Raw genomic sequence first — 15113 nt, forward strand, 5'->3', positions numbered from 1 at the left:
CGGTTAGGCCGCCTCTGGGCTGAGCTTGGAGAGCAGGGTTTCAATCACAGAGAATCGACGTTCAGGCTGATTCATTAGATCGGTAAAGCGTAATTTATTCGCGCCTTCAAGGCGATATCTATTTGGTGCTGATTGTACCATCTTAACAATGGCAAGTGGCTCGACCTGTGTTTCAGCGGAAAACTCAAAGCTACCATTTTCTGGCCCGCAATCGATTCGTGCGATACCGAGCATTTCTGCCCTAAGTTTTAAGCGTGTTTGATTGAATAGATTTTTCACTTGTTCAGGCAATAGACCGAAGCGGTCGATCATTTCTACTTGCAGCTCTTTTAACTCGTTGTTGTTTCGAGCATTAGCAATACGCTTATACATCACCAAGCGGCTGTGTACTTCAGGCAGGTAGTCATCAGGGATGAGCGCAGGAATGTGTAGGTTAATTTCAACACCTTGATGAAGAGGTTTATCCAAGTCAGGTGTTTTACCCTGTTTAATGGCTTGTACCGCTTTATCCAGCATCTCCATATAGAGGCTGTAACCCACCTGTTCCATCTGGCCGCTTTGGCCTTCACCGAGTAGCTCACCGGCGCCCCGAATCTCCATATCATGGGTCGCAAGAGTAAAACCTGCACCTAACTCTTCGGCTTGGGCAATAACGTCTAATCGTTTTTCCGCGTCTTTGCTGAGCTTTTTGCCTTCTGGTGTTAACAGGTAGGCGTAGGCTTGGTGATGGGAGCGCCCGACACGCCCCCTTAATTGATGCAGTTGGGCGAGGCCGAACTTATCTGCTCGTTCGATAATAATGGTATTGGCGCTTGGGATATCAATACCGGTTTCAATAATGGTTGAGCAAACTAACACATTGAAGCGTTTGTGGTAGAAGTCTGACATTAGCTGCTCTAGCTGGCGCTCCGGCATCTGGCCGTGGGCAACGCCTACACGAGCTTCTGGCACCAGTTCTCGAATATTTTCGGCCGCATTTTCGATCGTTTTTAGATCGTTATGTAGGAAGTAAAGCTGCCCGCCCCGGAGAATTTCCCGCAGAATCGCTTCTTTGATCGTAGGTTTGTCGTATTTGCGCACAAAGGTTTTCACCGATAAACGCTTGGCCGGTGCTGTGGCTATAATCGACAGGTCGCGAATACCGGCCATCGCCATATTTAATGTTCGTGGAATAGGGGTGGCGGTCATGGTGAGAATATCAATTTCGGAGCGTAAAGATTTCAGTTTCTCTTTTTGCTGCACACCAAAACGGTGTTCTTCATCGATAATTAATAATCCAAGATCATCAAAGCGAGTGTCTTTTTGTAGCAGCTTATGGGTGCCTATCACGATATCCGCTTTGCCGTTGCCCATATTTTCTAGAACTGTTTTTTGTTCTTTGGCAGATTTAAAGCGAGATAGCACTTCTACCTGCACCGGCCAATCGGCAAAACGGTCACGGAAGTTCTCAAAATGCTGCTGAGCCAATAGGGTTGTCGGTACTAAAATGGCGACTTGCTTGCCACTTTGAACCGCCATAAACGTAGCGCGCATGGCCACTTCGGTTTTACCAAAGCCAACATCACCGCAGACCACACGATCCATCGGCTGTGGCGATACCATATCCTTGATAACCGCATTAATCGCGGCCATCTGATCCGGTGTTTCTTCAAAGGGAAAGCCTGAGGCAAAGGCATCATACGATTGGTCTGGGTCGCTATGGCTAAAGCCTTTTCGAGCGGCACGGCGCGCATAGATATCGAGTAGTTCTGCGGCGGTGTCACGGATCTTCTCTGCGGTTTTACGCTTAGCTTTCTCCCACTGTTCAGAACCTAGTCGATGCAGCGGTGCATGTTCATCTCCGACACCAGAATAACGAGAGATAAGATGTAAAGAGCTAACCGGTACATAAAGCTTGGCGGCATTGGCATACTCTAAGGTAAGAAATTCAGCTTTTTGCTGATCAATCTCAATTACCTGTAAGCCCAAATAGCGACCAACACCGTGATCAATATGCACCACCGGTGCGCCTTCCTGTAGCTCGGTCAGGCTGCGAACGGTGTATTCACCAATATCGGTGACCTTTTGACGGCGACGGCTTTGAAAAACCCGTTGGCCGAAGAGTTGGCTTTCACTGATCAGTTCAAAGCCGGGCTGTTCGCAGGTAATACCTTCTAGTAACGGCGCAACCGTGATCGCCAGCTTAGTATCGGTAGCTGAGGCTGAGCAAAAATCTTGCCAATGCTCGAAGCCTATAGGGCGCAAGTTAATGCGTCCTAGCAGCTCCAATAACGCTTCACGACGACCTGCGGATTCGGCGCAAAAAAGTACCTGCTTATCCGTACCGGCAAGGTGATCTTGTAGTTTTTTCAGAGGGGTGCTGCTTTTAGCGTCAATGGGGAGCTGCAAAGGTTCAGAGAAAGGTAGGTTAATACGACCTGCTTTCTCTTCTACCGGAACCGTATGTAGCTGAATACGGGCAAAGCTTTTTAGACGGCCAAAAAGTTGATCCACGGGTAGAAAAAGTTGCGCCGGAGGCAAGATTGGGCGCTGGATATCGTAGCGTCGATCTTCATAGCGGCGTTCGACTTCCGCCCAGAAATGTTGCGCGGCATCTTCGGTATTACTGTGACTAATAAGCAGCGCGCTATCCGGCAGATAGCTGAAAATATCAGCCGTTTGCTCAAAAAAGAGTGGCAGATAGTACTCAAGCCCTGGTGATGCGATGCCTTTGCTCACATCTTGATAAAGAGGGCATTGGCGGAAGTCGATATCAAACTGTTCTTGAAAGGCGATCTTAAACTGAGTTTTACCGCTACCGTCTAGGGGGTATTCCTGGGCGGGCAAGATACGAATCTGATCCGTTTTGTTAAGCGAGCGCTGGGTTTCAGGATCAAAGGTGCGCAGGGTATCTATTTCATCATCAAATAGATCAATACGTATGGGTTCATCCCGCCCCATGGGGAAAATATCCATCAACGCGCCGCGGATGGCGTATTCACCGTGGCTGTAGACATTATCCACGCAATGATAGCCCGCCTGCTCTAACTGTCGACTCATCGCTTGGGCATCAAAACGTTGCCCTGTTTCTAATAAAAAGGTTGAACCGCTAATGTAACTGGCCGGCGCTAAGCGCTGCATCAATGTTGATGCTGGCGCGACTAATATGCCTTTTTTCAGCAAGGGAAGCTGGTAGAGAACCTTTAAACGCTCAGAAATAATATCTTGGTGCGGTGAAAAAGCATCATAGGGTAGGGTTTCCCAGTCAGGCATCCTTAAAACAGGAAGATCCTTAGGTAAAAAGAACTGCAGTAGTTCCGCCAGTTGCTCGGCATCACTTTGGTTTTGAGTGACCACAAAGAGCAGGCGCTCTTGCTGTTGTGCTAGCTCGCTAATGACTAGGGCTCTGGCATGGCCGGGTAGGTTGCCCCAGTGGCGTGTGTCGCCTGGTTTTACCGGAACGGTCTGGGTGTTAAGCTGCAGTTGCATAGTGCTTTTCCGTTGCTGTGACAAATGGTTGGCGGTAAATAGATCGCCGTGCCCTTAATCTTAAGCTGGGCTTTTAATCTTAACGTTTAATCTTCTTAGTAAGCCGCCAATAAGTCTAAGGCGGTGGGCGTGAATGTAAAGCGTTGCTCCGATCTGGAATCGTAATATAAAGACGGTTGGTGGCAATTGTTACCGTTTTGTCACTGATGGCTTAATGGGTTCGGTATCATGTCTTTAAAAAAAGGCAATATTAGCGCGATGATGGGTTGATTTAGCGTTATAAATAGACTTTGGCCGCAAAAAGTACGTTAAAATTTGCCTCTTTGGACTTCTGCTTACATAATACGCCCGCATTTTCGGTTGAGATTTTTTTTTGATTTAAAGTGAGGCCGCCCGTGAGTCAAGAGATGTTAGATAGCTGTTTCCAAGATTGGCAGGAGCGTGAAGCTCTAGCAGAAGCTATGATCCCGCTGATTGGTCAGCTGTATCGTAAAAACAATGTAGTGACTTCACTGTATGGCCGTGCGATGGTCAACCAGTCTGTTATCCGTATCATGAAAGACCACCGCTTTGTGCGCCAGGTTGAAGGTACTGAACTGTCTGTTCGTGATACGCACCCGATTCTGGAAGCAATGGCTGGCATGAACATGGGCCCTGCTCACGTTGATATCGGTAAGCTTGCGGTTAAGTTCAAAAACGAAGGTGGTACCGATTTAGGTGCTTTCCTGCGTAAAGAACTGGACTCTGCGGTTGATAAGTATCAAGCAAACGGCGAAGACGGTTATAAAGACGTTGTACTATACGGTTTTGGTCGTATTGGTCGTTTGTTAGCCCGTATTCTGGTTGAAAAAGCGGGTGGCGGTAACAAATTACGTCTGCGCGCTATCGTGGTTCGTGGCGGTAAAGAAGGTGATTTGCAGAAGCGTGCTAGCCTGTTGCGTCGTGATTCTGTACACGGTTCTTTCCAAGGTACTATTTCTGTTGATGAAGAAGCTAAAGCGCTGATTATCAATGGTAACTACGTACAAATGATCTACGCGAACTCCCCTGCAGAAGTGGATTACACCACTTATGGTATCAATGATGCGATCGTTGTTGATAACACGGGTATGTGGCGTGATGAGACCGGTCTAGGTCAGCATTTAAACTGCAAAGGCGCGTCGCGTGTATTGCTAACGGCTCCGGGTAAAGGCGATATTAAAAACATCGTTCACGGCATCAACAGTGATACGATTGAAGCCGGTGATAAGATTTTGTCTGCTGCGTCCTGTACCACAAATGCTATTGTTCCTGTTTTGAAAGCTATGGGTGACAAATACGGTATCGAGCATGGCCACGTTGAAACGGTTCATGCGTTCACCAATGATCAGAACTTAATCGATAACTTCCATAAAGCTTCTCGTCGTGGTCGTTCAGCTCCGTTGAATATGGTTATTACCGAAACGGGTGCGGCTTCTGCTGCGGCCAAAGCGTTGCCTTCTCTGAAAGGTAAGTTAACGGGTAATGCGATTCGTGTTCCTACGCCAAATGTTTCTATGGCGATTCTGAACCTAACGTTGGGTAATGGTACAACGGTTGAAGAAGTAAATGATTATCTACGTGATGCGTCATTGCACTCTGCGATCCAAAAGCAGATTGATTTCGTTCAATCCCCAGAAGTTGTTTCTTCAGATTTCGTAGGCAACCGCCATGCGGGTATTGTTGATGGCGAAGCAACCATCGTAAACGGTAAGCAGGCCGTATTGTACGTTTGGTACGATAATGAATTTGGTTACAGCTGCCAGGTTGTTCGTATTCTGCAACAGATGTCTAACGTTCAATTCCAGCACTTCCCAGCACGTTAATCTTTAATGTGTTGAGTGTTCGTGCTTGAACAGCGCTTAGATTCTGAAAAAGCCCGCCTTGTGCGGGCTTTTTTGTGTCTAAAAGAAAGAAAATTAAACATTTTTTTCTACTTTAAACTAGAAATTTGCAGATATTTACAGACGTTGGCCTCGAAATGTCTGCATTTTGCCCAAATAATAGGAATTGTTGGGGCTGCGGTGGCGGTGGAATGTCGTCCGTGCGAGTGGTAAAGGTGTTGGCAGGTCTTTATAATGTGTGCGATTTTGGGTAGCGATCTAAGTGGGCAGACTTTATGGTCGTGAGAACAGCTAAAGTAAGTAAAAAATTATCGATCCGTGGTGGGTTTTGTTCCGTTTAGGTAGGAGCCTTACGGCGGGTCATTGAAAGTTTTACCTTTAAATAATAACTAAGTGATTGGGCGAGAACGTATGATAAAAATCAAACGTGGCCTTGATCTACCTATAGCCGGCGCACCGAAGCAAAGCATCGAAAATGCTGCTCAGGCGCGTACGGTTGCCGTGATCGGAACTGACTATGTAGGTATGAAACCTACAATGGCAGTGAAGGTTGGCGACCAGGTTAAGTTAGGTCAAGAGCTCTTCAGTGACAAAAAAACTCCAGGTGTGAAGTTTACGGCTCCTGCCGCAGGCGAAGTAGTTGCCATTAATCGCGGTGAACGACGTGTGCTTCAGTCTGTGGTCATTAAGGTGGCTGAGCAGGAGGAGAAAATCCAATTTGCTCAGTTCAGTCAATCACAGCTGGCTTCTATGCCCCGTGAAAAGGTGCAAGAGCAGCTGATTGACTCTGGCTTGTGGACAGCGTTCCGTACACGACCTTTTAGCCGTGTACCTGCACCTGCGACAACGCCGAACTCTATCTTTGTAACAGCCATCGATACCAACCCTCTGGCGGCTGATCCTGCAGTCGTGCTGAAAGGTCAGGATGCTGACTTTAACGCAGGTCTTGAGGTGCTTGGCACACTGACAGACGGTAAGGTTTTTGTCTGTAAGGCAGCGGGTGCGTCTATCCCTGCTCAAGCCGGTGCTAAGGTTGTTGTGGAAGAGTTTGATGGCCCTCACCCTGCGGGTTTGGCGGGCACTCATGTTCACTATCTTGATCCGGTAAGTGCGGATAAAACCGTTTGGACGATCGGTTATCAGGATGTGGTGGCCTTTGGTCAACTGTTCCTAACCGGTGAGCTGAACGTCAGCCGTGTGATCGCTTTAGGTGGCCCTGAAGTGAAAACACCACGTTTACTGAAAACGCGTTTGGGCGCGTCTTTAGAAGATGTGTGTGCCTCTGAAGTAGCGAACCGTGATGCCGTGCGACTGATTTCTGGTTCTGTCTTTGGCGGATCAACAGCTAAAGGCCCGTTCTCTTTCTTAGGTCGTTATCACTCTCAAGTGAGCGCACTGGAAGAAGGCACGCATCGTGACTTTATGGGTTGGTTAACATTGGGGGCTAACAAGCACTCTATGTTGAATATCTATGTGTCTAAGCTGTTTGGCCTGAAAAACTACGCGCCTTCTACCAATACCAATGGTAGTGAACGTGCGATGGTTCCTGTGGGGTCTTACGAGCGCGTTATGCCGCTTGATATCCTGCCAACTCAATTGCTGCGCTCTTTGATCGTTGGTGATATTGAGGCCGCGATGGAGCTAGGTTGCTTAGAATTGGACGAAGAAGATCTTGCGCTGTGCACTTACGTGTGCCCAGGTAAGTATGAATACGGTCCTATTCTCCGCAACAACCTGACCACGATTGAGAAGGAGGGGGCATAGATGGGCATGCGTAAGATCCTTGATAATATGGAACCCCACTTCCATAAAGGTGGAAAATACGAAAACTGGTACGCACTTTACGAAGCGGTCGATACCATTTTCTATTCACCTGGCTCTACGACTAAGGCCACCGCTCATATCCGCGATGGTGTAGACCTGAAGCGTATGATGATCACCGTATGGATGTGTACGTTCCCTGCGATGTTCTTTGGTATGTGGAACGTTGGTTTCCATGCTAACGGTGCTTTAGCTGAAGCAGGCATGGCGGCAGCTGAAGGCTGGCGTGGTGGGCTGATTAGTCTATTGGCCGGTTACGACCAAGCAAGCCTGTGGGACAACATGATCCACGGTGCGGTGTACTTCTTGCCGGTTTATGCGGTGACCTTTATTGTCGGTGGTTTCTGGGAAGTGCTCTTCGCCATGAAACGCGGTCATGAAGTGAATGAAGGCTTCTTCGTTACCTCGATCCTGTTTGCTCTGACGCTACCGCCTACGATTCCTCTATGGCAGGTTGCATTGGGTATCAGCTTCGGCGTTGTTGTGGCTAAAGAAGTGTTCGGTGGTACCGGCAAAAACTTCCTTAACCCTGCTCTAGCCGGTCGTGCTTTCTTGTACTTCGCTTATCCTGCGCAGATCTCTGGCGATGCAGTATGGACCGCAGTTGACGGCTATACCGGTGCAACGGCCCTGAGTGTTGCTGCTGCTGATGGCGTTGATGGTTTGATGAACAGCCTAACGTGGTGGGATTCTTTCCTAGGTATCATGCCTGGTTCTATGGGTGAAACCTCGACGCTTGCCATTATGATCGGCGGTGGCTTCTTGCTACTCACCCGAATTGCCTCATGGCGTATTGTGCTGGGTGTGTTGGTCGGTATGTTTGCCCTAAGCTCACTGCTAAATATGGTGGGTTCAGAAACTAATGCGATGTTCAATGTACCTTGGTATTGGCACCTGACGATTGGTGGCGTTGCTTTTGGTATGTTCTTCATGGCGACCGATCCTGTGTCGGCTTCCATGACCAATACAGGCAAAATCTGGTTTGGTATCTTAATTGGTGTAATGACGGTGATGATTCGTGTCATCAACCCAGCATTCCCTGAAGGTATTATGTTGGCAATTCTGTTTGCTAACCTGTTTGCCCCGTTCATTGACCACTTTGTGGTTCGGGCCAACGTCAAGCGGAGAATGATGCGTAATGTCTAGTAGCAACGATTCCATCAAAAAGACGCTTACGGTAGCGTTAATGCTGTGTATCGTCTGCTCCGTGATTGTTTCCGGCGCAGCGGTAATTTTTAAAGCACAACAACAGGAAAACAAAGCCCTGGATCGTAAAACGAATATTCTAGCTGCGGCCGGATTATTGGTACCAGGTAAAACAGTTGATGAGCTTTATGCTCAGATCACGCCTCGTGTTGTGAATCTGAATACCGGCGAATACACCGACGAATTTAACCCTGAGACTTATGACCAGCTAAAAGCGTCTAAAGATCCTGCATTGTCTAAAGCGCTGTCTAACAGCGAAGATGTTGCTGGTATTAAACGACGTGAACAGTTTGCCACGGTTTATCTGGTTGAAAAAGATGGCGAATTAAGCCGTATTATTCTTCCGGTTCGCGGCTATGGTTTGTGGTCTACATTACATGGCTTCCTTGCTTTAGAAGCTGATGCCAATACCGTGATCGGTTTAGGGTTTTATCAACACGCGGAAACACCGGGTCTAGGTGGTGAAGTGGATAACCCTAAGTGGAAAGCATTGTGGCCGGGTAAAGAGATTTACCAAGAAGGCACAATGGAGCCACAAATCGAATTGATCAAAGGTTCTGTTGATGCCGGAACACCCGATGCAGAGCACAAGATCGATGGCCTTTCTGGTGCAACGCTAACCAGTCGCGGTGTAACAAATCTAGTTCAATACTGGATTGGTGAAGAGGGCTTTGGCCCTTACCTCAGTAAATTTCGTAAGGAAGGAGTATAAAAATGGCTGATACTCCAAAGAGCGTCATTGTTTCGCCAATCTTTGCAAATAACCCTATTGCGTTACAGATTTTGGGCATTTGCTCTGCATTGGCAGTAACCAGTAACCTAGCAACAGCGATGGTTATGGGGGTTGCGGTATCCTTGGTAACGGCTTTTTCAAGCATGTTTATCTCAATGATCCGTAACCAAATTCCAAACAGTATCCGTATTATCGTTCAGATGACCATTATTGCTTCCTTGGTAATTGTGGTAGACCAAATGCTGAAAGCCTATGCTTACGAAACGAGCAAGCAGCTGTCGGTGTTTGTGGGCTTGATTATTACGAACTGTATCGTAATGGGTCGTGCTGAAGCTTACGCCATGAAAAATGGCCCGGTTATGAGCTTCCTTGACGGTATCGGTAACGGCCTTGGTTACACTGCGGTTCTGTTCTTCGTCGGCTTTGTTCGTGAACTGTTCGGCTCCGGTAGCTTGTTTGGTGTCCAGATTCTGGAAAAAATCAACGACGGTGGCTGGTACATGCCTAACGGTATGATGCTTCTTCCTCCATCTGCATTCTTTATTATTGCGGGCTTTATTTGGCTGATTCGTACTTGGCAGCCTAAGCAAAATGAAGCATCAGAGTTTAAGATTGCTCCAAATACTCAAGTTAAGGAGGCCGTGTAATGTTTGAATATTACGTTAGCCTTTTCGTTAAGGCGATCTTCGTAGAGAACATGGCTCTGGCCTTCTTCCTAGGTATGTGTACTTTCTTGGCTGTGTCCAAGAAAGTTGATGCAGCCCTGGGTTTGGGTATTGCTGTTGTGGTTGTGCAGGTGATTACGGTTCCCGTGAACAACCTGATCTACAACAACCTGCTGCGTGAAGGCGCTTTGGTTTGGACCGGCATGGATGGTGCTGAGTCTATCGATCTAAGCTTTCTCGGTTACCTGAGCTATATCGGTGTAATTGCTGCGATGGTTCAGATCCTTGAGATGTTCCTCGATAAGTTTGTTCCTGCGTTGTACAACGCTCTGGGTGTTTTCCTACCGCTAATTACCGTGAACTGCGCCATTTTGGGTGCGTCTCTGTTCATGGTTGAGCGTGACTACACTTTCGGTGAATCCGTTGTTTACGGCACTGGTGCTGGTGTGGGTTGGGCGTTGGCGATTGTTGCGTTGGCGGGCATCCGTGAAAAACTGAAGTACAGCGATGTACCTGCAGGCCTTCAAGGTTTGGGTATCACTTTCGTGACGGTGGGTCTGATGTCTTTGGGCTTCATGTCTTTCTCAGGCGTACAGCTGTAATGGCAGTTTACGGAAACTTAGAACAAAAAGGTTCAGAACATGGGTAATTCACAACTTATTGTGCTGGGCGTAGTCATGTTCACCGTAGTGGTTGTTTCACTGGTATTGGTGATTCTGGCAGCACGCAGCAAGCTCGTTAGCAGTGGCGATGTCACGGTAACGATTAACGGTGAGAAGAAAATTACCACTCCGGCGGGTGGTAAGCTACTTCAGACTTTGGCCGCAAACGGCATCTTCCTATCCTCTGCCTGTGGTGGTGGTGGTTCATGTGCTCAGTGTAAATGTATTGTATCTTCAGGCGGTGGTTCGATTCTGCCAACGGAAGAGTCTCATTTTACAATGGGTGAGAAAAAAGAAGGTTGGCGTCTGTCTTGCCAGGTTCCTGTTAAGCAGGACATGGAAATCGAAGTTGAAGACGACGTCTTTGGTGTTAAAAAATGGGAATGTACGGTTGAGTCTAATCCTAACGTGGCCACCTTTATTAAAGAGCTGACTTTACGTCTGCCTGAAGGTGAAAACGTAGACTTCCGTGCCGGTGGTTATGTTCAGTTAGAAGTACCACCTCATGAAGTACATTACAAAGATTTTGATATCGACAAAGAGTACCACTCGGATTGGGATAAATTTAACATTTGGAAATATGTTTCCAAAGTTGATGAAACCATTACCCGTGCTTACTCTATGGCGAACTACCCGGAAGAGCGCGGTGTTGTTAAATTTAACATCCGTATCGCGTCACCACCTCCGGGTCGTGATGATGTTCCACCGGGTCAGATGTCTTCGTACGTCTTTAGCCTGAAGCCGGGTGACAAGATCACCGTTTCCGGTCCGTTTGGTGAGTTCTTTGCCAAAGATACCGACAACGAAATGGTCTTTATCGGTGGTGGTGCAGGTATGGCGCCAATGCGTTCTCATATCTTTGACCAGCTGAAGCGTTTGCACTCCAAGCGTAAAATCTCTTTCTGGTATGGTGCACGTTCCGTACGTGAAGCCTTCTATGTGGAAGAGTTTGATAAGTTGGCGGAAGAGAACGAAAACTTTGAGTGGCACCTAGCCCTGTCTGATCCGTTGCCAGAAGACAACTGGACCGGCATGACTGGCTTTATCCACAATGTATTGTATGAAAACTATCTGAAGGATCACGAAGCGCCAGAAGATTGTGAATACTACATGTGTGGGCCGCCAATGATGAACTCAGCGGTAGTTCAGATGCTGCAGAATATGGGTGTTGAACCTGAAAATATTCTGCTTGATGACTTTGGTGGTTAAGCAATGAGCAGTGATCGCGTTATGCTAACTCTGCTTAAGGTGGCTCCTTCGGGAGCGGCCTATAAACAGATCATTACAATGATCGCTGTTAGCCTGTCCCTTATGGGGCGGGCTGCTAAGGTGGGGTTAGCTCTTATAGGGCTAGCCCTTCTTACGGGTTGTGATAGTGATCCGATTATCATCAAATTCTCGGGCCCTATTATGGGCACGCAATACCATGTATCTGTTGTAGAAAACCAAGGCCAACCCCTTGATGAAGCCGAGCGAGAGACACTGGCGCAAGGTATTAAGAATGCACTGGTCGATGTTGATCTGAAAATGTCGACCTATAAACAGCAGTCTGAATTATCACGATTCAATCAGTCTGCTGCTGGTGAGTGGTTCAGTGTATCTCCTGAAACCGCAACCGTTGTTCAAGAAGCGATACAGTTAGCGGAACTTAGCGAGGGTGCCTTTGATCCGACTGTTGGGCCGTTAGTGAATTTATGGGGCTTTGGTCCAGATCTAAAACCCGATCAAGTCCCAAGTGACGCTGAGTTAGCCTTAGCCTTTGAACGGGTAGGTTATCGTTCGGTACAGGTGAAAGGTGTTGATACTGCGACACCGGCTATAAAAAAAGATAAGTCGATTTATCTCGATCTATCTGCTATTGCTAAGGGCTATGGTGTCGATCAGGTTGCTCGTTATCTAGTAGAGCAGGGCTTTAGTAACTACTTGGTTGAAGTCGGTGGTGAGCTGCAATTAAAAGGCTCTAAACCTGACGGGTCTTCGTGGCGCATTGCTATTGAAAAGCCGGCAGCGGGCGGGCAAGTGGCACAGCATGTCTTAGAGGTTAGCAATATAGGTGTGGCAACGTCCGGTAGCTATCGCAATTATTTTGAAGCCGATGGCGTACGCTTCTCACATACCATCGACCCGTCAACAGGCTCACCTATTACTCATAAGTTAGCATCGGTGACGGTATTACATCCTTCCTGTGCAACAGCGGATGCTTTAGCGACGACCTTAATGGTCATGGGGCCAGAAAAAGGCCTGCAATTTGCTAAAGCTGAAGGCCTAGCGGTGTATATGTTAATCAAAGCCGAGGGTGAAGGTTTTGATGTTATTCAGACGGAACAATTTACCGCACTGACGAATCAGTAATAATGTGAACAACCGTCAGTAAGCAATTTTGATTAACGATTTGAGGTGAACTCTTATGACTACACTCTTATTAGCCTTTGTTGTCATGGGCCTGATCATAACAGGTATGGCCGTGGGTGTTTTGTTCGGACGTAAGCCTATCGCTGGTTCATGCGGCGGTATGAGCGCTATCGGTATGATTTCTGACTGTGATATCTGCGGTGGTAATAAAGATATCTGTGAAACTGAGCAAGAGAAAAAAGAAGGTAAAGCATCGGCGCGTATGGATCTGGCTTATGATGCAATGCAGAATGAAGAAAAAAGAAAATAAGATCACAATGGTTCACCGTGTAAACAATTCGGTAGTGAAATAGAGATAAGATTAATACCAATATTTATCGGATACGCGGCGAAAGCATAATTGCTGGTTGTGACTCATGAGTCCACATTAGAGCTCTATTTGATAAGAAGGCTCAGCACAGCCAGATCTAACACGACGGTTAGGGAGTTATTCGGCGACAATGGCGGTTTATAATTACGATGTAGTAGTGATAGGTACAGGCCCTGCAGGTGAAGGTGCAGCAATGAATGCAGCAAAACACGGTAAGCGTGTGGCTGTCGTTGAGATGCAAAGTTCTGTAGGCGGTAATTGCACTCACAAAGGTACGATTCCTTCTAAAGCACTGCGTCACGCGGTGAAACAGATTATCCAGTTCAACACCAACCGTATGTTCCGCGATATCGGCGAACCACGCTGGTTTTCTTTCCCGAAAGTTTTAGAGCGCTCTCAGCGCGTTATTGAACGCCAAGTACAACTGCGGACTAACTTTTATGCCCGTAACCGTATTGATGTTTATTTCGGCAAAGCCCGTTTCTTAGACTCCCATACCGTCATGGTACGTGATCCTCATAACGGCACCGAAGAGCTGCGAGCACAAAAAATTGTCATCGCGACAGGTTCCCGCCCTTATCGTCCTGCGGATATTAATTTCCGTCACCCCCGTATTTACTGCAGCGATACTGTTTTGACGTTAGGTCATACGCCCCGTCGCCTAATTATCTACGGCGCAGGTGTTATTGGCTGTGAGTACGCATCAATTTTTAGTGGCTTGGGCGTTAAAGTTGACCTGATTGATAACCGTGATCGTTTGCTCTCTTTCCTTGATGATGAAATCTCTGATGCGTTGAGTTACCACCTGCGTAACACGGGTGTTTTGATTCGCCATAATGAAGAGTATGAAAAAGTTATCGCTGATGAGCAGGGCGTAACGATGGAGTTGAAGTCTGGCAAGAAATTGCGGGCCGATGCTTTCCTATGGTGTAACGGTCGTTCCGGTAATACTGACGATATTGGTTTAGAGCTTGTTGGTCTTGAAGCAAATGGTCGAGGGCAATTAGAGGTTGATCAACACTACCGCACCAGCGTAGAGCATGTTTACGCTGTAGGCGATGTGATCGGTTGGCCAAGCCTTGCCAGTGCCGCCTATGACCAAGGTCGTTCCGCCGCTGCAGATATTTTGGATGATGATGAGTTCCGTTTCGTCAATGAAGTGCCAACGGGCATTTACACCATTCCAGAGATCAGCTCTGTAGGTAAAAGCGAACGTGAGCTAACAGAAGCCAAAATCCCCTATGAAGTAGGGCAGGCATTCTTTAAAGATACGGCTCGCGCGCAAATTACCAGCGAAACCGCCGGTATGCTGAAGATCCTATTCCACCGTGAAACGATGGAACTGCTGGGTATTCACTGCTTTGGTGACCAAGCGTCTGAAATTGTGCATATCGGACAGGCGATTATGAATCAGGAAGGTGAAGGTAACACGATTAAATACTTCGTGAATAATACCTTTAACTACCCAACGATGGCAGAAGCTTATCGGGTAGCTGCACTGAATGGCCTAAACCGCTTATTTTAACGGATAGCGCGAAATTCTCCTTCCAAAATTATCGAGCCTAAGCGAGATGTTTTGGTGGGAGATGGATAGCGCAGGCAACGGCACGTTGGCCTGTCCTAGTTCTAGGATAGGGTTTATTGCTAAAATATAGCCTATGAAAAAGTCCGGTCACACCAAAACATTCAAAGTCCGTATCCGCGATAAGCACGCAAAAGTGCTTAGGGCTTGGGCGTTTTCGGTGAATCAGGTGTGGAACTATTGTAACGAACTGAGCCACCGCAGTATCAGGGAGCGCCAGAACTGGCTATCCGGCTACGATCTGCAGGATTACACCAAAGGTTCGGCTAAAGAGTTGGGGCTTAATTCTGCCACCGTTCAGATGATCGGGCATGAATACGTGACTCGCCGCAAACAGTTCAAAAAATCCCGCCTGAGCTGGCGTAAATCTGGTGGTGCCCACCGCTCCTTGG

Annotated in this window: 12 protein-coding genes; 11 read left to right on the forward strand and 1 reads right to left on the reverse strand. The window is 47.5% G+C overall.

The features are described 5' to 3' along the window. Window positions 1–3 precede the first annotated feature (3 nt). Window positions 4–3468 (reverse strand): transcription-repair coupling factor, encoded by a 3465-nt coding sequence (gene mfd, locus G517_RS0108895; protein WP_028304116.1) that lies wholly within the window; start codon window positions 3466–3468, stop codon window positions 4–6. A gap of 395 nt (window positions 3469–3863) precedes the next feature. Here mfd and G517_RS0108900 point away from each other — a divergent pair, with 395 nt between their 5' ends. The 11 genes from G517_RS0108900 to G517_RS0108950 form a co-directional block, all read left to right on the forward strand. After that, entirely contained in the window at window positions 3864–5312 is a 1449-nt protein-coding gene (locus G517_RS0108900) for a glyceraldehyde-3-phosphate dehydrogenase (protein WP_028304117.1), read from the forward strand. Window positions 5313–5741: 429 nt separating this feature from the next. Next, window positions 5742–7094: a Na(+)-translocating NADH-quinone reductase subunit A gene (locus tag G517_RS0108905; protein WP_028304118.1), complete on the forward strand. Its 1353-nt coding sequence runs from the start codon at window positions 5742–5744 to the stop codon at window positions 7092–7094. Next, the gene (locus G517_RS0108910) at window positions 7095–8297 is read left to right on the forward strand and encodes an NADH:ubiquinone reductase (Na(+)-transporting) subunit B (protein ID WP_028304119.1); all 1203 of its coding nucleotides are present in this window, start codon (window positions 7095–7097) and stop codon (window positions 8295–8297) included. It begins immediately after the preceding gene. After that, on the forward strand, window positions 8290–9069 hold the full coding sequence (locus G517_RS0108915) for a Na(+)-translocating NADH-quinone reductase subunit C (RefSeq protein WP_028304120.1): 780 nt from the start codon (window positions 8290–8292) through the stop codon (window positions 9067–9069). The genes G517_RS0108910 and G517_RS0108915 overlap by 8 nt, the downstream gene beginning before the upstream one ends. Window positions 9070–9071: 2 nt before the next feature. Next, a complete protein-coding gene (locus G517_RS0108920) occupies window positions 9072–9737 on the forward strand; it encodes an NADH:ubiquinone reductase (Na(+)-transporting) subunit D (protein WP_028304121.1) in 666 nt (221 codons plus the stop codon). Beyond that, the gene (gene nqrE / locus G517_RS0108925; protein ID WP_028304122.1) at window positions 9737–10357 is read left to right on the forward strand and encodes an NADH:ubiquinone reductase (Na(+)-transporting) subunit E; all 621 of its coding nucleotides are present in this window, start codon (window positions 9737–9739) and stop codon (window positions 10355–10357) included. Before G517_RS0108920 ends, nqrE begins: the two co-directional genes overlap by 1 nt. A gap of 39 nt (window positions 10358–10396) precedes the next feature. Continuing rightward, window positions 10397–11626 (forward strand): NADH:ubiquinone reductase (Na(+)-transporting) subunit F, encoded by a 1230-nt coding sequence (nqrF, locus tag G517_RS0108930; RefSeq protein ID WP_028304123.1) that lies wholly within the window; start codon window positions 10397–10399, stop codon window positions 11624–11626. A 3-nt stretch (window positions 11627–11629) separates the two neighbouring features. After that, the gene (locus G517_RS0108935; RefSeq protein WP_245543224.1) at window positions 11630–12769 is read left to right on the forward strand and encodes an FAD:protein FMN transferase; all 1140 of its coding nucleotides are present in this window, start codon (window positions 11630–11632) and stop codon (window positions 12767–12769) included. A gap of 55 nt (window positions 12770–12824) precedes the next feature. After that, a complete protein-coding gene (gene nqrM, locus G517_RS0108940; RefSeq protein ID WP_028304125.1) occupies window positions 12825–13079 on the forward strand; it encodes a (Na+)-NQR maturation NqrM in 255 nt (84 codons plus the stop codon). A gap of 190 nt (window positions 13080–13269) precedes the next feature. Beyond that, entirely contained in the window at window positions 13270–14664 is a 1395-nt protein-coding gene (gene sthA / locus G517_RS0108945; protein ID WP_028304126.1) for a Si-specific NAD(P)(+) transhydrogenase, read from the forward strand. A gap of 133 nt (window positions 14665–14797) precedes the next feature. After that, a partial coding sequence (locus G517_RS0108950) for a hypothetical protein (protein ID WP_028304127.1) occupies window positions 14798–15113 on the forward strand: 316 nt, incomplete at its 3' end.

It is taken from the genome of Oceanospirillum maris DSM 6286 (assembly GCF_000422865.1).
Classification (GTDB): Bacteria; Pseudomonadota; Gammaproteobacteria; order Pseudomonadales; family Halomonadaceae; genus Oceanospirillum; species Oceanospirillum maris.